At 59.0% G+C, this 20,841-nt stretch carries 35 protein-coding genes; 32 read left to right on the forward strand and 3 right to left on the reverse strand.

From position 1 onward, the window contains the following. From ACNA0J_RS22160 to rplQ, 30 genes are all read left to right on the forward strand, one after another. On the forward strand, positions 1–586 hold a 586-nt coding region (locus tag ACNA0J_RS22160), incomplete at its 5' end, for an EF-Tu C-terminal domain-related protein (RefSeq protein WP_415821049.1). Positions 587–657: 71 nt separating this feature from the next. Beyond that, positions 658–969: a 30S ribosomal protein S10 gene (gene rpsJ / locus ACNA0J_RS22165; protein WP_012251770.1), complete on the forward strand. Its 312-nt coding sequence runs from the start codon at positions 658–660 to the stop codon at positions 967–969. Between the two features lie 382 nt (positions 970–1,351). Beyond that, positions 1,352–2,041 (forward strand): 50S ribosomal protein L3, encoded by a 690-nt coding sequence (gene rplC, locus ACNA0J_RS22170; RefSeq protein WP_415806903.1) that lies wholly within the window; start codon positions 1,352–1,354, stop codon positions 2,039–2,041. A gap of 5 nt (positions 2,042–2,046) precedes the next feature. Next, the gene (gene rplD / locus ACNA0J_RS22175; RefSeq protein WP_415821050.1) at positions 2,047–2,664 is read left to right on the forward strand and encodes a 50S ribosomal protein L4; all 618 of its coding nucleotides are present in this window, start codon (positions 2,047–2,049) and stop codon (positions 2,662–2,664) included. Beyond that, entirely contained in the window at positions 2,661–2,957 is a 297-nt protein-coding gene (gene rplW / locus ACNA0J_RS22180) for a 50S ribosomal protein L23 (protein ID WP_094823931.1), read from the forward strand. The genes rplD and rplW overlap by 4 nt, the downstream gene beginning before the upstream one ends. Then, positions 2,958–3,785 (forward strand): 50S ribosomal protein L2, encoded by an 828-nt coding sequence (gene rplB, locus ACNA0J_RS22185; protein WP_094823930.1) that lies wholly within the window; start codon positions 2,958–2,960, stop codon positions 3,783–3,785. Between the two features lie 12 nt (positions 3,786–3,797). Next, the gene (rpsS, locus tag ACNA0J_RS22190) at positions 3,798–4,073 is read left to right on the forward strand and encodes a 30S ribosomal protein S19 (protein WP_415821051.1); all 276 of its coding nucleotides are present in this window, start codon (positions 3,798–3,800) and stop codon (positions 4,071–4,073) included. A 3-nt stretch (positions 4,074–4,076) separates the two neighbouring features. Beyond that, positions 4,077–4,406, forward strand: a complete 330-nt coding sequence (gene rplV, locus ACNA0J_RS22195) for a 50S ribosomal protein L22 (RefSeq protein WP_066124713.1) — start codon at positions 4,077–4,079, stop codon at positions 4,404–4,406. Positions 4,407–4,415: 9 nt separating this feature from the next. Beyond that, the gene (gene rpsC / locus ACNA0J_RS22200; protein ID WP_415806904.1) at positions 4,416–5,207 is read left to right on the forward strand and encodes a 30S ribosomal protein S3; all 792 of its coding nucleotides are present in this window, start codon (positions 4,416–4,418) and stop codon (positions 5,205–5,207) included. 2 nt (positions 5,208–5,209) lie between these two features. Next, positions 5,210–5,626 (forward strand): 50S ribosomal protein L16, encoded by a 417-nt coding sequence (rplP, locus tag ACNA0J_RS22205; RefSeq protein ID WP_029579982.1) that lies wholly within the window; start codon positions 5,210–5,212, stop codon positions 5,624–5,626. A gap of 10 nt (positions 5,627–5,636) precedes the next feature. Continuing rightward, entirely contained in the window at positions 5,637–5,828 is a 192-nt protein-coding gene (gene rpmC / locus ACNA0J_RS22210; protein WP_094823927.1) for a 50S ribosomal protein L29, read from the forward strand. A 2-nt stretch (positions 5,829–5,830) separates the two neighbouring features. Next, entirely contained in the window at positions 5,831–6,112 is a 282-nt protein-coding gene (gene rpsQ, locus ACNA0J_RS22215) for a 30S ribosomal protein S17 (protein WP_094823926.1), read from the forward strand. 468 nt (positions 6,113–6,580) lie between these two features. Then, positions 6,581–6,949 (forward strand): 50S ribosomal protein L14, encoded by a 369-nt coding sequence (gene rplN / locus ACNA0J_RS22220; protein WP_003806916.1) that lies wholly within the window; start codon positions 6,581–6,583, stop codon positions 6,947–6,949. Between the two features lie 10 nt (positions 6,950–6,959). Next, positions 6,960–7,280, forward strand: coding sequence for a 50S ribosomal protein L24 (gene rplX, locus ACNA0J_RS22225; protein WP_415821052.1), 321 nt, complete (start codon positions 6,960–6,962; stop codon positions 7,278–7,280). Positions 7,281–7,292: 12 nt separating this feature from the next. After that, on the forward strand, positions 7,293–7,832 hold the full coding sequence (rplE, locus tag ACNA0J_RS22230; protein WP_094823924.1) for a 50S ribosomal protein L5: 540 nt from the start codon (positions 7,293–7,295) through the stop codon (positions 7,830–7,832). A gap of 12 nt (positions 7,833–7,844) precedes the next feature. Further along, positions 7,845–8,150 (forward strand): 30S ribosomal protein S14, encoded by a 306-nt coding sequence (rpsN, locus tag ACNA0J_RS22235; RefSeq protein ID WP_415806905.1) that lies wholly within the window; start codon positions 7,845–7,847, stop codon positions 8,148–8,150. A gap of 10 nt (positions 8,151–8,160) precedes the next feature. Then, positions 8,161–8,556 (forward strand): 30S ribosomal protein S8, encoded by a 396-nt coding sequence (rpsH, locus tag ACNA0J_RS22240; protein WP_415821053.1) that lies wholly within the window; start codon positions 8,161–8,163, stop codon positions 8,554–8,556. A gap of 12 nt (positions 8,557–8,568) precedes the next feature. Continuing rightward, entirely contained in the window at positions 8,569–9,102 is a 534-nt protein-coding gene (gene rplF / locus ACNA0J_RS22245) for a 50S ribosomal protein L6 (RefSeq protein WP_415821055.1), read from the forward strand. 21 nt (positions 9,103–9,123) lie between these two features. Then, on the forward strand, positions 9,124–9,489 hold the full coding sequence (rplR, locus tag ACNA0J_RS22250) for a 50S ribosomal protein L18 (RefSeq protein ID WP_094823921.1): 366 nt from the start codon (positions 9,124–9,126) through the stop codon (positions 9,487–9,489). A gap of 15 nt (positions 9,490–9,504) precedes the next feature. Further along, positions 9,505–10,026 carry a 30S ribosomal protein S5 gene (gene rpsE, locus ACNA0J_RS22255; RefSeq protein ID WP_012251752.1) on the forward strand — a complete coding sequence of 174 codons (522 nt, stop codon included), beginning with the start codon at positions 9,505–9,507 and terminating at the stop codon, positions 10,024–10,026. A 3-nt stretch (positions 10,027–10,029) separates the two neighbouring features. Continuing rightward, complete coding sequence (gene rpmD / locus ACNA0J_RS22260; RefSeq protein WP_094823920.1) at positions 10,030–10,215, forward strand: 50S ribosomal protein L30; 186 nt, start codon at positions 10,030–10,032, stop codon at positions 10,213–10,215. Positions 10,216–10,224: 9 nt separating this feature from the next. After that, positions 10,225–10,665: a 50S ribosomal protein L15 gene (rplO, locus tag ACNA0J_RS22265; protein WP_415821057.1), complete on the forward strand. Its 441-nt coding sequence runs from the start codon at positions 10,225–10,227 to the stop codon at positions 10,663–10,665. Between the two features lie 14 nt (positions 10,666–10,679). Next, positions 10,680–12,008, forward strand: coding sequence for a preprotein translocase subunit SecY (gene secY / locus ACNA0J_RS22270; protein WP_094823918.1), 1,329 nt, complete (start codon positions 10,680–10,682; stop codon positions 12,006–12,008). 8 nt (positions 12,009–12,016) lie between these two features. Beyond that, the gene (gene infA / locus ACNA0J_RS22275) at positions 12,017–12,235 is read left to right on the forward strand and encodes a translation initiation factor IF-1 (protein WP_003806927.1); all 219 of its coding nucleotides are present in this window, start codon (positions 12,017–12,019) and stop codon (positions 12,233–12,235) included. Positions 12,236–12,268: 33 nt separating this feature from the next. Continuing rightward, on the forward strand, positions 12,269–12,382 hold the full coding sequence (gene rpmJ, locus ACNA0J_RS22280; RefSeq protein WP_003806928.1) for a 50S ribosomal protein L36: 114 nt from the start codon (positions 12,269–12,271) through the stop codon (positions 12,380–12,382). Between the two features lie 42 nt (positions 12,383–12,424). After that, a complete protein-coding gene (gene rpsM / locus ACNA0J_RS22285; RefSeq protein WP_012251748.1) occupies positions 12,425–12,790 on the forward strand; it encodes a 30S ribosomal protein S13 in 366 nt (121 codons plus the stop codon). Between the two features lie 16 nt (positions 12,791–12,806). Beyond that, the gene (gene rpsK, locus ACNA0J_RS22290; protein WP_006216516.1) at positions 12,807–13,208 is read left to right on the forward strand and encodes a 30S ribosomal protein S11; all 402 of its coding nucleotides are present in this window, start codon (positions 12,807–12,809) and stop codon (positions 13,206–13,208) included. A gap of 11 nt (positions 13,209–13,219) precedes the next feature. After that, on the forward strand, positions 13,220–13,843 hold the full coding sequence (rpsD, locus tag ACNA0J_RS22295; protein WP_415821058.1) for a 30S ribosomal protein S4: 624 nt from the start codon (positions 13,220–13,222) through the stop codon (positions 13,841–13,843). A 231-nt stretch (positions 13,844–14,074) separates the two neighbouring features. Continuing rightward, the gene (locus ACNA0J_RS22300) at positions 14,075–15,061 is read left to right on the forward strand and encodes a DNA-directed RNA polymerase subunit alpha (protein ID WP_094823916.1); all 987 of its coding nucleotides are present in this window, start codon (positions 14,075–14,077) and stop codon (positions 15,059–15,061) included. 115 nt (positions 15,062–15,176) lie between these two features. Next, the gene (rplQ, locus tag ACNA0J_RS22305; protein ID WP_094823915.1) at positions 15,177–15,572 is read left to right on the forward strand and encodes a 50S ribosomal protein L17; all 396 of its coding nucleotides are present in this window, start codon (positions 15,177–15,179) and stop codon (positions 15,570–15,572) included. A gap of 129 nt (positions 15,573–15,701) precedes the next feature. Here the strand turns inward: rplQ and ACNA0J_RS22310 are convergent, their stop codons facing one another. Continuing rightward, positions 15,702–16,142, reverse strand: coding sequence for an HIT family protein (locus ACNA0J_RS22310; protein ID WP_415821059.1), 441 nt, complete (start codon positions 16,140–16,142; stop codon positions 15,702–15,704). 156 nt (positions 16,143–16,298) lie between these two features. Here ACNA0J_RS22310 and cutA point away from each other — a divergent pair, with 156 nt between their 5' ends. Next, a complete protein-coding gene (gene cutA / locus ACNA0J_RS22315) occupies positions 16,299–16,640 on the forward strand; it encodes a divalent-cation tolerance protein CutA (RefSeq protein WP_415821060.1) in 342 nt (113 codons plus the stop codon). A gap of 90 nt (positions 16,641–16,730) precedes the next feature. Further along, complete coding sequence (dsbD, locus tag ACNA0J_RS22320) at positions 16,731–18,650, forward strand: protein-disulfide reductase DsbD (protein ID WP_415821061.1); 1,920 nt, start codon at positions 16,731–16,733, stop codon at positions 18,648–18,650. 499 nt (positions 18,651–19,149) lie between these two features. On the opposite strand, the gene hemB is transcribed toward dsbD, so the two are convergent. Both hemB and yihA read right to left on the reverse strand, forming a co-directional pair. Next, complete coding sequence (gene hemB, locus ACNA0J_RS22325) at positions 19,150–20,163, reverse strand: porphobilinogen synthase (protein ID WP_415821062.1); 1,014 nt, start codon at positions 20,161–20,163, stop codon at positions 19,150–19,152. Next, positions 20,160–20,783: a ribosome biogenesis GTP-binding protein YihA/YsxC gene (yihA, locus tag ACNA0J_RS22330; RefSeq protein ID WP_415821063.1), complete on the reverse strand. Its 624-nt coding sequence runs from the start codon at positions 20,781–20,783 to the stop codon at positions 20,160–20,162. Before yihA ends, hemB begins: the two co-directional genes overlap by 4 nt. Positions 20,784–20,841 lie beyond the last annotated feature (58 nt).

Raw genomic sequence — 20,841 nt, forward strand, 5'->3', positions numbered from 1 at the left:
CCCGACGCCTGAGCGTGCGGTTGACGGTGCGTTCCTGATGCCTGTGGAAGACGTGTTCTCGATCTCGGGTCGTGGCACGGTGGTGACGGGTCGCGTAGAGCGCGGTATTGTCAAAGTCGGCGAAGAAATCGAAATCGTGGGCATCAAGCCGACGGTGAAGACGACGTGCACGGGCGTGGAAATGTTCCGCAAGCTGCTGGACCAAGGTCAAGCGGGCGACAACGTGGGTATTCTGTTGCGCGGCACCAAGCGTGAAGACGTCGAGCGTGGCCAAGTGTTGGCCAAGCCGGGTTCGATCACGCCGCACACCGAGTTCACCGCTGAGGTGTACATTCTGTCCAAGGAAGAAGGTGGCCGTCACACGCCGTTCTTCAACGGCTATCGTCCGCAGTTCTACTTCCGTACGACGGACGTGACCGGCTCGATCGACCTGCCCAAGGACAAGGAAATGGTGTTGCCGGGCGACAACGTGTCGATGACCGTCAAGCTGCTGGCTCCGATCGCCATGGAAGAAGGTCTGCGCTTCGCTATCCGTGAAGGCGGCCGTACCGTCGGCGCTGGCGTCGTCGCCAAGATCATCGCCTAAGGCGACCCCCCACCAGCGAAGGCAGTACTATCCTCTGAACTGCCTTCGCTTTTCGTTCTTTAGGAAACACCATGAAAAACCAGAAGATCCGCATCCGCTTGAAAGCCTTTGACTACAAGCTGATCGATCAGTCTGCCGCCGAGATCGTCGACACCGCCAAGCGCACTGGCGCTGTGGTTCGTGGTCCGGTGCCCCTGCCCACGCGTATCCGTCGTTACGACGTGCTGCGTTCGCCTCACGTGAACAAGTCGTCGCGCGATCAGTTCGAAATCCGTACTCATCAGCGCCTGATGGACATCGTGGATCCCACCGACAAGACCGTGGACGCTCTGATGCGCCTGGATCTGCCGGCTGGTGTCGACGTGGAAATCGCACTGCAATAAGCTGTCTGGCCCTGTTGGGCTTGTGCCAGGTTTTCTACCTGGCATTGAAAATAGCCACATTCGTCGAGAGTGTGGCTTTTTTCTTTTGGGCATAGCGGTGATATGTGACCTTCGCCGCACAGCAATGCTGTTGCATAGATGCGCCAGAATTCCTCGCCTTCGCACGGCCATATGCGGCTAACTACTTGTGTTGCCAGGAAAAATCATGCTAATATGCGAAGCTTGCCATTTTGTGGCAACAGCAACCCTGGCCGCATGCTAGTGCAGTAGCAATAGCGCAGTAGTAAAGCACGCGGTTTTGGTTACTTGGCCCTGTAGGGTGAAAGCCTTTACCTTTCGCCTGATTAGCCCCGACCAATCGCAGTCGGGAATGGAGAAAACAATGTCGAATTCGACGCCCACGCCCGCCGCGCATCGGTTGGGTCTGGTGGGTCGCAAGGTCGGCATGACCCGCATTTTTACCGAGGAAGGTGAATCCATCCCGGTGACCGTGCTGGACGTGTCGAACAACCGTGTGACCCAGATCAAGTCTCTGGAAGCTGACGGCTACGCCGCAGTTCAAGTGGCTTATGGCACCCGTCGTGCCTCGCGTGTTGCCCAGCCTCAAACTGGTCACTACGCCAAAGCTGGCACCGAAGCCGGCAGCATCCTGAAAGAGTTCCGTCTGGATCCGGCCCGTCTGGCCGAGTTCACGCCGGGCGCCGTCATCGCTGTGGAATCGGTTTTCGAAGCCGGCCAGCAAGTCGATGTCACGGGTACCACCATCGGTAAGGGTTTCGCCGGTACGATCAAGCGCCACCACTTCGGTTCGCAGCGCGCGTCGCACGGTAACTCCCGTTCGCACCGTGTTCCGGGCTCGATCGGTCAGGCACAAGATCCGGGCCGTATTTTCCCGGGTAAGCGCATGTCTGGTCACTTGGGTGATGTTACCCGTACCGTTCAAAACCTCGACGTCGTGCGTGTTGACGCCGAACGCGGTCTGCTGTTGGTCAAGGGCGCTGTCCCCGGCCACGCTGGCGGCGATGTCGTCGTGCGTCCGGCCATCAAGGCGCCGGCCAAGAAGGGGGCGTAAGCAACATGGATCTCAAGCTCCTGAATGACCAAGGTGAAGCCGCGACGTTTAGCGCGCCTGACACCATTTTCGGTCGCGATTTCAACGAAGCGCTGGTTCACCAAGTCGTCGTGGCCTACCAGGCCAACGCTCGCAGCGGCAATCGTGCTCAGAAAGACCGTGCCGAAGTCAAGCACTCCACCAAGAAGCCCTGGCGTCAAAAGGGTACCGGCCGCGCTCGCGCTGGTATGACTTCGTCGCCGTTGTGGCGTGGGGGTGGTCGCACCTTCCCGAATTCGCCTGAAGAAAACTTCAGCCAAAAAGTCAACAAGAAGATGTATCGCGCGGGTATCCGTTCGATCCTGTCCCAGTTGGCTCGCGAAGACCGCATCGCTGTCGTCGATACGTTCGACCTCGAATCCCCCAAGACCAAGGTTGCAGTGTCCAAGCTGAAGACCCTGGGTCTGGATTCGGTGTTGATCATCACGGACAACGTTGATGAAAATGTTTACCTCGCCACCCGCAACCTGCCGCATGTTGCCGTGGTCGAGCCCCGTTATGCCGATCCGTTGTCGCTGATCCACTACAAAAAAGTGCTGATCACCAAGCCGGCCATCGCTCAACTCGAGGAGATGCTGGGATGAACGCCGAACGCTTGATGCAAGTCATCTTGGCTCCGGTGGTGACCGAAAAGGCCACCTTCGTTGCCGAAAAAAATCAGCAAGTCGCTTTCCGTGTCGTGGCTGACGCTACCAAACCGGAAATCAAGGCTGCCGTCGAACTGCTGTTCAAGGTGCAGGTCGAGTCCGTGCAGGTCCTCAACCGTAAGGGCAAAGTCAAGCGCTTTGGCCGTTTCATGGGCCGTCGTCGCACTGAGCGCAAGGCTTATGTTGCGCTCAAAGAAGGCCAGGAAATCGACTTTGCGGAGGTGAAGTAAATGGCCCTCGTCAAAGTAAAACCGACCTCGGCAGGCCGCCGTGGCATGGTGAAGGTTGTCAGCCCGAACCTGCACAAAGGCGCGCCGCACGCTGCGCTGCTCGAAAAGAAGACCCGTGGTTCTGGCCGTAACAACAACGGTCACATCACGATTCGTCATCGTGGCGGTGGTCACAAGCAGCACTACCGTATCGTCGACTTCCGTCGCAACAAAGATGGCATTCCGGCCAAGGTCGAACGCCTCGAGTACGACCCCAACCGTACGGCGCACATTGCTTTGCTGTGCTACGCCGACGGTGAGCGTCGCTACATCATTGCGCCGCGCGGTCTGGAAGTGGGTGCCACGCTGGTCTCGGGTATCGAAGCCCCGATCCGCGCCGGTAACACGCTGCCTATCCGTAACATCCCCGTGGGTACCACGATCCACTGCATCGAAATGATCCCCGGCAAGGGCGCCCAAATGGCGCGTTCGGCTGGCGCATCGGCGGTGTTGCTGGCCCGTGAAGGCACCTACGCTCAAGTGCGTCTGCGTTCGGGCGAAGTCCGTCGCGTTCACATTGAGTGCCGTGCCACCATCGGTGAAGTCGGTAACGAAGAACACAGCCTGCGCCAGATCGGCAAGGCCGGTGCAATGCGTTGGCGCGGTGTGCGTCCGACGGTTCGTGGTGTTGCCATGAACCCGGTGGATCACCCGCACGGTGGCGGCGAAGGCCGTACCGGCGAAGCACGCGAACCGGTCAGCCCGTGGGGCACGCCCTCGAAGGGTTTCAAGACCCGTCGCAACAAGCGGACGAACAATATGATCGTCCAACGGCGCAAGCGCAAGTAAGAGGCGAACACTATGTCACGTTCGATCAAGAAAGGCCCGTTTGTCGATGCTCACCTCGTCAAGAAGGTGGACAAGGCTATCGCGGGCAAAGACAAGAAGCCGATCAAGACCTGGTCGCGCCGTTCCACGATCCTGCCCGATTTCATCGGTCTCACGATCGCGGTGCACAACGGTCGCCAGCACGTTCCCGTTTATATCAACGAGAACATGGTCGGTCACAAGCTCGGCGAGTTCGCGCTGACCCGTACGTTCAAGGGCCACGCAGCGGACAAGAAGGCGAAGAGGTAAGCGATGGAAACTACTGCCATTATCCGTGGGGTTCACATCTCGGCCCAGAAAACCCGTCTGGTTGCGGACCTGATCCGCGGCAAGTCGGTTGCTCAGGCGCTGAATATCCTCACCTTTTCCCCCAAGAAGGCTGCCGGCATCCTGAAAAAGGCTGTCGAGTCTGCCATCGCCAATGCCGAACACAACGACGGCGCTGATATCGACGAATTGAAAGTCACCACGATTTTCGTCGACAAGGCGCAATCGATGAAGCGTTTCTCGGCTCGCGCCAAGGGCCGCGGTAACCGCATCGAGAAGCAGACCTGCCATATCACGGTCAAGGTCGGAGCCTAAGGAGTCACGATGGGTCAGAAAATTCACCCCACTGGGTTCCGTCTCGCGGTCACCCGTAATTGGTCTTCACGTTGGTTCGCAGACGACAAAGCTTTCGGCACTATGTTGGCCGAAGACATCCGCGTCCGCGAATACCTGAAGAAAAAGCTCAAGAGCGCTTCTGTTGGTCGCGTCATCATCGAGCGTCCCGCCAAGAATGCACGTATCACGGTTTACTCGGCTCGTCCGGGCGTCGTGATCGGCAAGCGCGGCGAAGACATCGAAAACCTGAAGGCTGATCTGCAGCGTCTGATGGGCGTGCCTGTGCACGTCAACATCGAGGAAATCCGCAAACCGGAAACCGACGCTCAGTTGATCGCTGATTCGATCTCGCAACAGCTCGAAAAGCGCATCATGTTCCGCCGTGCCATGAAGCGCGCCATGCAAAACGCCATGCGTTTGGGCGCCCAAGGCATCAAGATCATGAGCTCGGGCCGTCTGAACGGTATCGAAATCGCTCGCACCGAGTGGTACCGCGAAGGCCGTGTGCCGCTGCACACGCTGAAAGCCAATATCGACTACGGTACCTCCGAAGCCCACACCACCTACGGTGTGATCGGCATCAAGGTCTGGGTCTATAAGGGCGATATGCTGGCCAACGGCGAATTGCCGCCGGAAACCGCAGCCCCGCGTGAAGAAGAGCGCCGTCCGCGTCGCGCGCCGCGTGGCGATCGTCCTGGTGGCGATCGTCCGGGTCGTCCGGGTGGTCGTGGCCGTGGTCCCCGCAAGGCGGATGCGGCTCCGGCTCCTGAAGGAGAATAACCATGCTGCAACCCTCTCGCAGAAAGTATCGCAAAGAGCAGAAGGGCCGCAACACCGGTCTGGCCACGCGCGGCACGAACGTGTCGTTCGGCGAGTTCGGTCTGAAGGCCACCGGCCGTGGCCGTCTGACCGCCCGTCAGATCGAAGCCGCTCGTCGTGCTATCAACCGTCACATCAAGCGTGGCGGCCGTATCTGGATTCGTATTTTCCCGGATAAGCCGATCTCGCAAAAGCCTGCCGAAGTCCGGATGGGTAATGGTAAAGGTAACCCGGAGTACTGGGTTGCCGAGATCCAACCCGGCAAGGTGCTCTACGAAATGGAAGGGGTCAGCGAAGAGCTGGCGCGCGAGGCGTTCCGCCTGGCCGCTGCCAAGCTGCCGATCTCGACCACGTTCGTCGCGCGTCATATCGGTGCTTAAGGAGTACACAATGAAAGCTAGCGAACTCCGTTCGAAAGACGCCGCCGAGCTCACAACCGAGCTCGAGAGCCTGCTGAAGGCACAATTCGGTCTGCGCATGCAGAAAGCCACGCAGCAGCTTGGCAACACCACCCAGCTGCGCAATGTACGTCGCGACATCGCTCGCGTTCGTACCTTGCTGACCGAGAAGGCAGGGAAATAATTATGAGCGAAACTCAAACCACTCAAGTCGCCAAGCGCCAGCGTACGCTGGTCGGCAAGGTCGTCAGCAACAAGATGGACAAGACGGTCGTCGTTCTGGTCGAACGCCGCGTCAAGCACCCCATCTATGGCAAGATCGTCATGCGCTCTGCTAAATACAAAGCACACGACGAGTCGAACCAGTACAACGAAGGCGACACTGTCGAAATCGCTGAAGGTCGTCCGATCTCCCGCTCGAAGTCCTGGAGCGTGGTGCGCTTGATCGAAGCAGTCCGCATCATCTAATGATGCAAGCCAGGTGGGCGGGCAACCGGGACTCCCAGTTGTTCACCCTCATGGAAAAAAGCGGTGAGGATGCTTTTGTCCTTGCCGCTTTTTGTTGCAGGGCCGCCTCAAAAGAAAAACGCCCCCTCGGTGGCAGCAAGCCGAAGGCGCAGCGCCGGGGCTTTTTTTGCTGGTGTGGCGGTATTGCACACTTTTTACACAAAAGGCTTGCATCCAATCTGGGAGCGAGCTAGAATTACAGACTTTCCCGAGTTGCCTGTACCGGCGATGTGCTACAGCGTGATGGCTGAGGTAGGCCGATAAGGGTACCGGGGAAAGTATCCGCAGGATTTCAACCCAGGGTCGCTGCAGTGTTTTGAAGATGTCTTCAAGGCGTTCGGCGGACCTGACGGGACCAAAACTGGCAGGAATCGCGCTATCCCCTGGTCGGGAAATCGTAATTCCAGTTAAGTTGGAACAGGAAAAATCATGATCCAAATGCAGACCACGCTGGACGTGGCCGACAACACCGGTGCGCGCGCTGTTATGTGCATCAAGGTGCTCGGTGGCTCCAAGCGCCGTTATGCCGGTATCGGCGACATCATCAAGGTGAGCGTCAAAGATGCGGCTCCGCGCGGGCGCGTCAAAAAAGGCGAAATTTACAACGCCGTGGTGGTTCGCACCGCCAAGGGTGTGCGCCGCAAAGACGGTTCGCTGATCCGCTTCGGTGGCAATGCCGCCGTGTTGCTCAATGCCAAGCTGGAGCCCATCGGCACCCGCATCTTCGGACCCGTTACGCGCGAATTGCGTACCGAGCGTTTCATGAAGATCGTGTCGCTGGCCCCCGAAGTGCTGTAAGGAGCCCACGATGAACAACATCCGTAAAGGCGACGAAGTCATCGTCCTGACCGGCCGCGACAGAACCCGTCGTGGCACCGTGCTGGCTCGCGTTGATGCCGACCACGTTCTGGTCGAGGGCGTTAACGTCGTCAAAAAGCACGTCAAGGCCAATCCCATGGCCAACAACCCTGGCGGTATCGTCGAAAAGACCTTGCCGATCCATATTTCCAACGTGGCGCTGTTCAACCCGGCCACCGGCAAGGGCGATCGCGTCGGCGTGAAAGAAGTCGACGGCCGCAAGGTCCGCGTGTTCCGTTCCAATGGTGCCGTTGTCGGCGCCAAGGCGTAAGGGGCGACAGACATGTCTCGTTTGCAAGAACTCTACAAGAGCAAAGTTGCTCCTGACCTGAAAGAGAAATTTGGCTACAAGAGCCAAATGGAAGTGCCGCGCATCACCAAGGTCACCCTGAACATGGGTGTCTCGGAAGCGGTTGCTGACAAAAAGGTCATCGAGCACGCTGTTGCTGACCTCACGAAGATCGCCGGCCAAAAGCCCGTCATCACCAAGACCCGTAAGGCTATCGCCGGTTTCAAGATCCGCGAAAACTACCCGATCGGTTGCATGGTGACGTTGCGTGGCCAGCGCATGTACGAATTCCTGGATCGCCTGGTGGCGGTTGCGTTGCCTCGCGTGCGCGACTTCCGCGGTATTTCCGGTCGTGCATTCGACGGTCGCGGCAATTACAACATCGGGGTGAAAGAGCAGATCATTTTCCCCGAAATCGAGTACGACAAGATCGACGCGTTGCGTGGGCTGAACATCAGCATCACCACCACCGCCAAGACCGACGACGAAGCCAAGGCACTGTTGACCGCCTTCAGCTTCCCGTTCCGTAACTAAGGGGCTGATGACGTGGCTAAACTTTCCCTCATCAATCGCGATATCAAGCGCGCCAAGCTGGCTGACAAGTTCGCCGCTCGCCGTGTCGAATTGAAAGCGATCATCGACGACCAGTCGAAGACCGACGAAGAACGTTACCAAGCTCGGCTGAAGCTGCAACAACTGCCGCGCAATGCCAACCCGACTCGCCAGCGTAACCGCTGCGTGGTCACGGGTCGTCCGCGTGGTGTCTTCCGCAAGTTTGGGCTGACTCGCCACAAACTGCGTGAAATGGCGATGAAGGGTGAAATCCCCGGCATCACCAAGGCCAGCTGGTAGGAGAAAAAACATGAGCATGAGCGATCCCATCGCCGATATGCTGACTCGCATTCGCAATGCGCAGCAAGTTGACAAAATTACGGTGAGCATGCCCTCCTCGAAGCTGAAGGCGGCTATTGCCGCTGTGCTGCAGGATGAAGGCTACATCGACAGCTTTGAAGTCAAAGGCACGCAGGCTAAGCCTGAGTTGGAAATCACCCTGAAGTACTACGCTGGCCGTCCGGTTATCGAGCGCATCGAACGCGTTTCGCGCCCTGGTCTGCGTATCTACAAGGGCCGTAGCAGTATTCCTCAGGTCATGAACGGCCTGGGCGTGGCCATCGTTTCGACCTCGCGCGGCGTTATGACCGACCGCAAGGCCCGTGCAAACGGCGTCGGCGGCGAAGTCCTGTGCTACGTGGCCTAAGGAGAAATTCTAATGTCACGTATCGCTAAATATCCGGTAGACCTGCCCAAGGGTGTTGAAGCCAACATCCAACAGGATCAGATCACCGTCAAGGGCCCGTTGGGCACCTTGAGCCAAGAGCTGACCGGTCACGTTACGATTGGTCAAGACAACGGCAAGCTGACGTTCGTTGCTGCTGACGACTCGCGCCACGCTGGCGCCATGTCGGGCACCGTGCGCGCTCTGGTCGCCAACATGGTGACTGGCGTGAGCAAGGGCTTCGAGCGCAAGCTGACGCTGGTGGGTGTGGGTTATCGTGCCCAGATCCAAGGCGACGCTGTCAAGCTGCAGTTGGGCTTCTCGCACGACGTTGTGCATAAGCTGCCCGCTGGCATCAAGGCCGAGTGCCCCACCCAGACGGAAATCGTCATCAAGGGCTCCAACAAGCAAGTCGTCGGTCAAGTGGCCGCTGAAATCCGCGCTTATCGCGAACCCGAACCCTACAAGGGCAAGGGCGTGCGCTATGCGGACGAACGCGTCGTCATTAAAGAAACCAAGAAGAAATAACGGCGCACGCAAGGACGAATCATGGACAAAAAAGTTTCCCGTTTGCGTCGTGCGGTTCCGACCCGCCGGAAGATCACCGAGTTGCGCGTTCACCGCCTCTCGATTTTCCGCTCGAACCTGCACATCTACGCCAACATCATTTCGCCGGAAGGCGATCGCGTGCTGGTCAGCGCTTCGACGCTGGAACCCGAAGTGCGTGCGCAACTGGCCGGCCAAACCGGTCAGGGCGGCAACACCGCCGCTGCCACGCTGGTGGGCAAGCGCGTAGCCGAAAAGGCAAAGGCTGCCGGTATCGAACTGGTCGCTTTCGATCGCTCGGGCTTTCGTTACCATGGCCGCGTGAAAGCGCTGGCCGATGCCGCGCGTGAAGCCGGTCTGAAGTTCTAAGCGAGGATTTGTCAAATGGCTAAAGTACAAGGCAAAGGCGCCGCGGAAAAAGAGAACGACGACGGCCTGCGCGAAAAGATGATCGCGGTCAACCGCGTCAGCAAGGTGGTCAAGGGTGGTCGCACCATGAGCTTCGCCGCGCTGACCGTGGTGGGTGACGGCGATGGCCGTATCGGCATGGGCAAGGGCAAGGCGCGTGAAGTGCCGGTGTCCGTCCAGAAAGCCATGGAACAGGCCCGTCGCGGCATGTTCAAGGTTGCGCTGAAGAACGGCACGCTGCATCACACCGTCGTGGGCAAGCATGGTGCTTCCACCGTGCTGATTTCCCCGGCAGCCGAAGGTACCGGCGTGATCGCCGGCGGCCCGATGCGCGCTATCTTCGAAGTGATGGGTGTGCGTAACGTTGTTGCCAAGAGCCTCGGCTCGAGCAATCCCTACAACATGGTCCGTGCCACGCTGAATGGGCTACGCGCTTCCCTGACTCCGTCGGAAGTCGCTGCCAAGCGCGGCAAGACTGTCGAAGAGATCCTGGGGTAAATCATGTCTCAGAAGCAGATCAAAGTTACCCTCGTGCGCTCGGTCATCGGCACCAAGCAATCCCACCGCGACACCGTTCGTGGCCTGGGTCTGCGCCGTCTGAACAGCAGCAGCATTCTGGTCGACACGCCCGAGGTGCGCGGGATGATCCGTAAAGTGGATTATCTTGTCTCCGTCTCGGAAGCCTAAGGAATCACGATGTCGGATATTCAACTTAATTCGCTGAAGCCCGCTGAGGGCGCCAAGCACGCCAAGCGCCGCGTTGGCCGTGGTATCGGTTCGGGTCTGGGTAAAACCGCCGGCCGTGGCCACAAGGGTCAAAAATCGCGTTCGGGCGGTTTCCACAAAGTCGGCTTCGAAGGCGGTCAAATGCCGCTGCAGCGTCGTCTGCCCAAGCGTGGTTTCACGCCCCTGGGTCAGCACCTGTACGCCGAAGTCCGCTTGTCGGAACTGCAAGCCCTGCCCATCGACGAAATCGATGTGCAAGCGCTGAAGGCTGCTGGAGTCGTGGGCCAACAGGTCCGCTACGCCAAGGTCATCAAGTCGGGTGAACTCTCGCGCAAAGTGACGCTCAAGGGCCTCACCGCGACGGCTGGCGCTCGCGCCGCCATCGAAGCCGCGGGCGGCTCGCTTGCTTGATTGCGAGGTAATACGTGGCTAACGCACAGGCACTGGGCAAAACCGGACCGAAGTACGGCGATTTGAAACGCCGTCTCGTGTTCCTGGTCCTGGCCTTGGTGGTTTACCGGCTGGGGACTCACATCCCCGTGCCGGGTATTAATCCGGACGCACTGGCGGACCTGTTCCGCCAGAACCAGGGCGGTATCCTGGGCCTGTTCAACATGTTCTCGGGCGGCGCGTTGTCGCGCTTTTCGATCTTCGCCTTGGGGATCATGCCGTACATCTCTGCATCGATCATCATGCAGTTGATGTCTGTCGTGGTTCCGTCGCTGGAAGCCCTCAAAAAAGAGGGCGAGGCCGGCCGCCGCAAGATCACCCAATACACCCGCTACGGCACGGTCGTGCTGGCGCTGGTGCAGGCGGTGGGTATTTCGGTGGCGTTGGAGTCGCAGCCTGGCCTGGTCATTGATCCAGGTATGCTGTTCCGCTTCACGACGGTCGTGACGTTGCTGACTGGCACCATGTTCGTCATGTGGCTGGGTGAGCAAATCACCGAGCGTGGCCTGGGTAACGGTATCTCGATCTTGATTTTCTCGGGTATTGTTGCTGGGCTGCCTTCGGCGCTGGCTGGATTGCTGGATCTGGTTCGTACCAACGCAATGTCGGTGGTGTCGGCTTTGTTTATCGTGGCCTTGGTGGTGTTGGTCACTGCTTTTGTGGTGTTCGTGGAACGCGGACAACGCAAGATCACAGTGAATTACGCCAAGCGTCAGGTGGGCAACAAGATCTACGGTGGTCAAAGCTCGCACTTGCCGTTGAAGCTGAACATGGCTGGGGTGATTCCGCCGATCTTTGCGTCGTCGATCATTCTGTTCCCGGCCACGATTACCAGCTGGTTCTCGACGGGTGACAGCATGTTGTGGTTGCGTGACCTGGCGGCGGCTCTTGAGCCTCGTCAACCGCTCTACATCACGTTGTACTCGGCTGCGATTATTTTCTTCTGCTTTTTCTACACGGCGTTGGTGTTTAACAGCCGCGAAACGGCAGATAACCTGAAGAAAAGTGGTGCGTTCGTTCCTGGCATCCGCCCGGGCGAGCAAACAGCGCGCTACATCGACAAGATCCTGATGCGCTTGACGCTGGTGGGTGCGCTGTATATCACCCTCGTGTGTCTGCTCCCAGAGTTCTTGGTGATGCGTTGGAATGTACCGTTTTATTTTGGTGGCACGTCCTTGTTGATCATCGTAGTGGTGACGATGGATTTCATGTCCCAGGTTCAGGCCTACATGATGTCGCACCAGTATGATTCGCTCCTTAAAAAGGCGAACTTCAAGGGCTCCTCAGGTTTGCCGATGCGGTAGCAAAGAGAATGTCTAAGGACGACGTCATCCAGATGCAAGGCGAGGTTCTAGAGAACCTCCCCAACGCGACTTTTCGCGTCAAGCTCGAAAACGGCCACGTGGTGTTAGGCCATATTTCCGGCAAGATGCGTATGCATTACATCCGGATTCTGCCGGGCGACAAGGTCACTGTGGAGCTCACGCCCTATGACCTGACAAGGGCAAGAATTGTGTTCCGCTCGAAATGAGCAACCCGGATTACGGAAAATTAGGAGTCAACCATGAAAGTAATGGCATCGGTTAAGCGGATTTGCCGCAACTGCAAAGTTATTAAACGTCACGGCGTGGTGCGAGTGATCTGCACCGACCCGCGTCACAAGCAGCGTCAAGGCTAACCCTGGTTAGCGACACGCAACGGATTTATTCAAGGAACAGTCATGGCCCGTATTGCTGGCATTAACATTCCGCCGCAACAGCACGCCGAGATCGGCCTGACCGCCATTTTTGGCATCGGTCGTACGCGCGCTCGCAAGATCTGCGAAGCTGCAAATGTACCCCTTTCCAAAAAGGTCAAGGATCTGACCGACGCTGAACTGGAACGCATCCGCGAACACGTTGGTGTGTTCACGGTCGAAGGTGACCTGCGTCGCGAAGTGCAACTCTCGATCAAGCGTTTGATCGATTTGGGCACCTACCGCGGCATGCGTCATAAGCGCGGTTTGCCCGTGCGCGGCCAGCGCACTCGCACCAACGCTCGCACCCGCAAGGGACCGCGTCGTGCTGCTGCGTCCCTGAAGAAATAATCGAGGAACTTAGATTATGGCGAAAGCTTCTACCAGCGGCGCCTCGCGCGTACGCAAAAAGGTCAAGAAGAACGTCTCGGACGGCATTGCGCACGTTCACGCGTCGTTCAACAACACCATCATCACCATCACCGACCGTCAGGGCAATGCCCTGTCGTGGGCGACTTCGGGTGGCGCGGGCTTCAAGGGCTCGCGTAAATCGACGCCGTTCGCCGCTCAGGTGGCTGCCGAAACGGCAGGCCGCGTGGCGCTGGAATACGGCATCAAGACTCTCGAAGTGCGTATCAAGGGCCCCGGTCCTGGTCGCGAATCGTCCGTGCGTGCGCTGAATGCGCTGGGCATCAAGATCTCGAGCATCGCCGATATCACGCCCGTGCCGCATAACGGCTGCCGTCCGCCGAAGCGTCGTCGTATCTAAAGGGAATCCACATGGCTCGTTATACTGGACCCAAATGCAAACTCTCGCGTCGCGAGGGTACCGATCTGTTCCTGAAGAGCGCCCGTCGCTCGCTGGATTCCAAGTGCAAGCTGGATTCCAAGCCCGGTCAACATGGCCGCACTTCGGGTGCCCGCACCTCTGACTACGGTCTGCAGCTGCGTGAAAAGCAAAAGCTCAAGCGCATGTACGGCGTGCTGGAAAAGCAATTCCGCAAGTACTTCGCTGAAGCCGAACGCCGCCGTGGCAACACCGGCGAAACGCTGATCCAATTGCTGGAATCGCGCTTGGACAACGTGGTGTATCGCATGGGCTTCGGCTCGACGCGTGCCGAGGCTCGCCAATTGGTCAGCCACCGCGCTATCGAACTGAACGGCCACACCGCTGACATCGCTTCGCTGATCGTCAAGGCTGGTGACGTGATCACCGTTCGTGAAAAAGCCAAGAAACAAGGCCGCATTCGCGAATCGCTGGATCTGGCTTCGAGCATCGGCATCCCCCAATGGGTGGAAGTCGACGCCAGCAAGATGGCCGGTACCTTCAAGGCGATGCCCGATCGCGCTGATGTCGCTCGCGATATCAACGAATCGATGGTCGTCGAACTGTACTCGCGTTAATCATAGCCAGCGCGGCTATCTTGCTGCGCTGCTTGCTGTGATCATCGATGGCAAGTCCCGCAGCAGCCCGCTTGGCGTGAAATTCACGCAAGCGGGTTTTGCGGTTGTTATAAACAGCTTTTTTGCTGCCTCTTTCAAGACACGCCGGGTCATCCGACGTTGCTTGATGTTGTTGTTTCCATCAGCCTTATCGGTGTAACGAGCCGAGGGTATTGAAAAGGAATACTGTACATGTCCACTCAAGGTTTTCTGAAGCCGCGTTCCATTGAAGTTCAACCGGTCGGCACTCACCATGCCAAGATCGTGATGGAGCCCTTCGAGCGTGGCTACGGCCACACGCTGGGTAACGCCCTGCGCCGTATTTTGCTGTCTTCGATGACGGGCTATGCGCCTACCGAAGTCCAAATGACCGGTGTTGTGCACGAATATTCCACCATCCCTGGTGTGCGCGAAGATGTCGTCGACATCCTGCTGAACCTGAAGGGCGTGGTGTTCAAGCTGCATAATCGTGACGAAGTCACCTTGGTGCTACGCAAGAACGGTGTTGGCGCCGTATTGGCCAGCGACATCGAGCTGCCCCATGACGTCGAAATCATCAACCCTGATCACCTCATCTGCAACCTGACCGACGCCGGTAAAGTGGAAATGCAGATCAAGGTCGAAAAGGGCCGTGGCTATGTGCCGGGTAACGTGCGCGCGCTGTCCGAAGACCGCACGCACACCATCGGCCGTATCGTGTTGGACGCCTCGTTCAGCCCCGTGCGCCGCGTCAGCTATGCCGTCGAGAGCGCTCGTGTCGAACAGCGTACCGACCTGGACAAGCTGGTGCTGGACATCGAAACCAACGGCGTGATTTCGCCCGAGGAAGCCGTCCGTCAATCGGCCCGCATCCTGATGGATCAGATCTCCGTGTTTGCCGCACTGGAAGGCGCTGGCGATTCGTACGAAGCCCCGGTCCGCGGCACGCCGCAGATCGACCCGGTGCTGTTGCGCCCGGTCGACGATCTGGAGCTGACCGTGCGTTCGGCCAACTGCCTGAAGGCCGAAAACATCTACTACATCGGCGACCTGATCCAGCGTACCGAAAACGAGTTGCTCAAGACCCCGAACCTGGGTCGCAAGTCGCTCAACGAAATCAAGGAAGTCCTGGCTGCACGTGGCTTGACCTTGGGCATGAAGCTCGAGAACTGGCCGCCCTTGGGTCTGGAACGTCCCTAAGCCGTTCATTTAATTCATCGATTTTCCACCGGACCGCGGCCTGGCGACAGACCGATAGAAGATTCGGATAACCTGGCGGTGCATGCGCCGCCTTTAGATTCAAAAGGAACTTATCATGCGTCACGGTAATGGTTTGCGTAAGCTCAATCGTACTAGCAGCCACCGTCTTGCCATGTTTCGCAACATGGCCGTTTCGTTGTTGACCCACGAAGCGATCAAGACCACGCTGCCCAAGGCGAAAGAACTGCGCCGCGTCGTTGAGCCCCTGATCACCCTGGGCAAGGAACCCACTCTGGCGAACAAGCGTCTGGCTTTTGCCCGTCTGCGCGATCGCGATGCTGTGGTGAAACTGTTCGCTGAAATCGGTCCCCGCTTTGCGGCCCGTAACGGCGGCTACACCCGCATCCTGAAAATGGGTTTCCGCCAAGGCGATAACGCTCCCATGGCTTACATGGAATTGGTTGATCGTCCTGAAGTCGAGGAAACTGAGGCTGACAACGCTGCCGAATAATCCGGTCAGTGGATAAGCGCAAAGGCGAGCTTTCGGGCTCGCCTTTGTTTTTTACCGTCCATCTCACCTCTACCCGGCGCAGGCGCAATCCGACGATGCCACGGCCCCCGGCAGGCTTTGCAGCTTTCGTCAGGGATTTGCCTTGAGAGCCTCACGTAATTGAGCTGCCGTCGCCACCAATTGCTCGGCCGGCGGTTGTGGCGGCATGATGAACTCCAGATCCTTCTGGGCGATGTACTGTGTGGAGGTAACGTCCTGCAGTTCGTGCATGGGGATGAGGTGTGCATGAGCATGCGCGACATGGATCCCGGTAAACACAAAGCCCACGCGTTCTACCTGATACAAGGCCTTCATCACCCGTGACAGGGATTGGCCCAAGCCCAGGATATGGTTGGCCTGTTGTTGCGGGATATCCTCAAAATACGGGTAATGTTGCTTGGGAATGATGAGCACATGGCCGGGCCGGACAGGGTGAATGTCCAGAAATGCCAGCGTGTGCTCGTCTTCGTGCACAACGTGAGCGGGGATTTGACCTTGTGCGATGCGGCAAAACAGGCATGAGTCTGACATGGCGATACGGTCTCTCAGGATAAGGGATGCCGCGCCACGCACCATTCGGTGCCACCGGTTGGGTCAGGCGAGATTCGATCACGGCGTCGCACAGCATGGCATACAAAGTAAGATACCTGATCGACACTGCGGTGCAAGCCGTTTTCAGGAGCCGTCATGTTGCGTGAAGACGATATCGTGTTGGTCATCAGTAACGCCCCGGATCTGTTGCTGGCGAAACGTATTGCCCATGTACTCGTCGAAGATGGCTTGGCAGCCTGTGTGAACCTCGGCGCTCCCATTTTGTCCATCTATCGCTGGCAAGGCCAGATCGAGGGGGCCGATGAGATTCCGATGTGGATCAAGACGACTGCAGGCCAACAGCATGCCGTCGTACAGGCGTTGGCTAAACTACATCCCTATGAGGTGCCTGAAATCATCGTCGTGCCTGTGATTGGCGGCAGCGCCCCCTATCTGGATTGGGTACGCGAGCAGGCTAACGGCACGCCCTTGGAATGATGAGCCTACTTGGGCCGTTGTTATTCCGATGGATGGTCATCCCGGTTTGTAGATGAGCGGTCTCGCGGATTGGGTAACAAAGAGAATGTGATGCATCAGTTTATGGTTCGTGCACCGTCGGCAGGGCGGTATGGGTGGAGTGCCTTGATCGCGCTGGCGATCTGGGTTTTGCTTGCTTGGCGCCCGGCTGCTGCGTTGTCGGAGGATGACTTCCTGCCGCCTGAGCAAGCATTTGCATTCACGGCCGCCATGACGAGCCCGGAAACGCTGCAACTGCAATATCGCATTGCGCCGGGGTATTACATGTATCGCGAGCGGTTCGAGCTGTCGGCCGACCCCTCGGGGGCTGTGACGTTGGGGGCGCCGGTTTATCCCCAAGGGGAAGTCAAATACGACCCGACATTCGAAAAGAACATGGAGGTCTACCACCGTCAGGTGACGATCTCCGTGCCGGTTGCCGGAGATCAGCCCTTTGTTTTGAAAGTCACCAGCCAGGGGTGCGCCGATGCGGGGCTGTGCTATCCCCCGGCAGATCATACGGTCAAGCTCGAGCCGGTGGCTGGAGGATATGCGCTGGATGGCGTGGATGCACGTGCATCGGGGTCAGGCCTGGCCCTAGGCAGAGCGGCTACGGTTGACACGTCGACCGGCGTCCAGGGCCGCTCAGAGCCGCCCGGCGGCTTCGGTGCGCTGTTGTCGGCGGGTGATACCGGATTGGCTGATGCCATCAGTGGACTGGGATGGTTGAAGACGGCAGGAGTGTTCTGGGTACTCGGATTGCTGTTGGCGTTGACGCCATGCGTATTGCCCATGATCCCCATTCTGTCCTCGATTGTGGTCGGGGGAACGAGCGATGAGCGTCCAGGGCGCTGGCGTGGGCTGGGTCTGGCAGCGGCCTATGTGTTGGGCATGTCGGTGGTTTATACGGCGCTCGGCGTAGCGGCAGGCCTGAGCGGCGCCGGTCTGGCTGCGTGGCTGCAGACGCCCTGGATCCTGGCGGTGTTCGCTGCAGTGCTGGTTCTGCTGGCTGTCGCGACGTTTGGAGCTTTTGATTTTCAGGTGCCGGGGGCGGTGCAAAGCTGGCTGACGGCCCGCTCGGCGCGTATCCCTGGAGGGCGCGTGACCGGCGCTCTGGGAATGGGGGCGATATCGGCATTGATTGTGGGGCCTTGCGTGGCGGCGCCGCTGGCTGGAGCCTTGCTGTATATCTCGCAGACGGGTGACGTGGTGTTGGGGGCGGCAGCGTTGTTTGCGCTCGCATGGGGGATGGGGGTGCCGTTGCTCGTTGTCGGGGCTTCATCGGGAGCGTTATTGCCCAAGGCCGGTCCGTGGATGGATGGGGTCAAGCGCTTGTTTGGCATGCTGCTGTTGGCGACGGCATGGTGGATGTTGATTCCTGTCACGCCGACGTGGCTGCAGATGACGGGCTGGGCTTTCCTGGCTATCGTGGGCGCGGTGATGTTGCGCGCTTTTGACGCACTGCCGAGCACTGCCGGGGCTCCCCGTATGTTCGCAAAGGGCATCGGCTTGCTGCTGGCGTTGGCGGCTGCGGCATGGCTCGTGGGGGCTGCCAGTGGTGGCCGTGATGTGCTTCAGCCCCTGTCGCATTTGGTGCAGCGTGAGGCGTCAGGCCAGGCGGTCGCCGCTGCGGATCATGTGGAATTCAGGCGGGTACGCAACACCGCTGAGCTGGATGCGTTGTTGGCGCAAAGTACGCGGCCGGTGATGTTGGATTTTTACGCGGATTGGTGTGTGTCGTGCCGGGAAATGGAGCGGTTTACGTTTTCTGATCCGGCTGTGGCCAGCAAGATGTCGCGGATGTTGCTGCTGCAGGCTGATGTGACGCAGAACAATGCGGACGATCGGGAGTTGCTGAAGCGGTTCAGGTTGTTTGGGCCGCCGGGGATTTTGTTCTTTGAGCCGGGTGGGGCGCCGGTTGCTGATGCCCGCGTTGTGGGGTTTCAGGATGCGGCGCGGTTTGGGGCGGTGCTGGATCGGGTGCTGCGGTAGTTGAGCCGTGCTTGCCCTGGCCTAAAAGCGCATCTAGAGAGATCTTCCGCCAAAGGCCATCGCCCACACAGTCTACGCCTGCCCTGCTTAAACGCGATAACTGGGCGCGCCCGTAGGCGCCCAGTTATCGCAACCCCGCAAAATCTTCGTCCCTTCACAAACAGCCCAAAAAACGCCAAGCAAACCGCCCATCCCAGCATCGCAGGGAACCAGAGAAATTGCGAGTCGCTGCGGGGCGGCTGCCGTGTCAGGGCNCCTCGTGGGCGAGCGAGCGGATACCGAAGGAGGCCCGAACGGGCCGACGAGGTGAGCGAAGCGGTGTCGGACGCGCAGGCGGCCGACCGATCACGTGAAGCCCTGACACGGCAGCCGCCCCGCAGCGACGTCCACAAGAACCTGCTATCTCTATCGAGACGTCCCCACGGCTTACATGCGAACGGCTGAGCTCACAGTGGTGGCATGCCTGACGTTCCCGTGCGCTGTTTGCTCACCGCCCGTATTACTGCTGTTTCAGCAGCTTTGCTGCATCGATGGCGAAGTAGGTCAGGATGCCGTCGGCGCCGGCGCGCTTGAAGGCCAGAAGAGCTTCCATCATGACTTTGTCGTGATCCAGCCAACCGTTGGCGGAGGCGGCTTTGATCATGGCATATTCACCACTGACCTGGTAGGCAAAGGTCGGAACGCGGAAGGCGTCTTTGACTCGGCGTAATACGTCGAGGTAGGGCATGCCGGGTTTGACCATGACCATGTCGGCGCCTTCCTGGAGGTCGGCGGCGACTTCGCGCAGGGCTTCGTCGATGTTGCCCGGGTCCATTTGGTAGGCCATTTTGTTGGACTTGCCCAGGTTGCTGGCTGAGCCTACTGCATCGCGGAAGGGACCATAGAACGCGCTGGCGTATTTGGCGGAGTACGCCATGATGCGGGTATGGATGTGCTGCCTGGATTCCAAGGCCTCGCGGATGGCGCCGATGCGGCCGTCCATCATGTCGCTGGGGGCCACGATGTCGACGCCGGCGTCGGCCTGGACCAGCGCCTGGCGAATCAGGATTTCAACGGTGGGCTCGTTGATGACGTAGCCGTTTTCGTCGATGACGCCGTCCTGGCCGTGGCTGGTGTAGGGGTCGAGAGCGACGTCGGTCAGGATGCCTAACTCAGGGAAGCGCTGTTTCAGCGCTGCGACGACGCGGGGAATCAGGCCATCGGGATTGGTGGCTTCGATACCGTCGGGGGTCTTTAGTGCCGGGTCGATGGCGGGAAAGAGCGAGAGGACGGGAATGCCGAGTTCTACGCATTCTTCAGCCGCGGTGAGCAGGGTGTCGGGCGAATAGCGTACGACACCGGGCAGCGAAGCCACGGGCTCGCGCAGGCCTTTGCCTTCGGCGACGAAAACGGGATAGATCAGGTCGTCGACGGTCAGGGTGTTTTCACGTACCAGACGACGGGTAAAGTCATCGCGGCGCAGGCGGCGTGGGCGCGAGGTCGGAAAGGGAGGGGTGATGATTTTGGGGTTCATGGTACGACCTTGGGAGATATCCAGTTCTCGATGTATTGTGCGGCCTCTTCCAAGCCGATGCGTTCGGTTGCCGAGAACGGCACGGTGTATAGCGCACCGATGTCGGCCAGCTGTTTGCGCACGGCGAAGACGGCGCGCTGGCGTTGACCGTAGGGCAGCTTGTCAGCCTTGGTCAGCAGGGCCAGCACTGGCCGCCCCGTGGGGGCAATGAAATCAGCCAGGCGTCGATCAAGCTCGGTGACGCCACGGCGAATATCGATCAACAGCACGATGCCAGCCAAGGAAGGACGATCGCGCAGGTATCCGCCCAGGATGTCCGACCATTTTTCTTTTTCTTTGTAGGCGACGGAGGCATAGCCATAGCCGGGCAAGTCGACGAGAAAGCCGAGTGGCTCATCCGGTGCCAACGGGTCCGGCAGGCCAAACAGGTTGATCAATCGCGTGCGGCCGGGTGTCTTGCTGGAGTAGGCCAGTCGACGCTGATTGCACAGCACATTGATGGCCGAAGATTTGCCCGCGTTGGAGCGGCCGACAAAACAGACCTCGGGCGCGCCGGGGTCTGGCAGCTGGTCGAGGCGGGCTGCCGAAATAAAGAAAGAGGCACGGTGGAGGAGGGACACGAGAGAAGTCCGATATAGTTGGTTATGGGCGCCCAAGAGGCATGAGCAGAGCGTCGCT

Origin of the sequence: Bordetella tumbae (genome assembly GCF_965139195.1) — a bacterium.
Lineage (GTDB): Bacteria > Pseudomonadota > Gammaproteobacteria > Burkholderiales > Burkholderiaceae_B > Bordetella_A > Bordetella_A tumbae.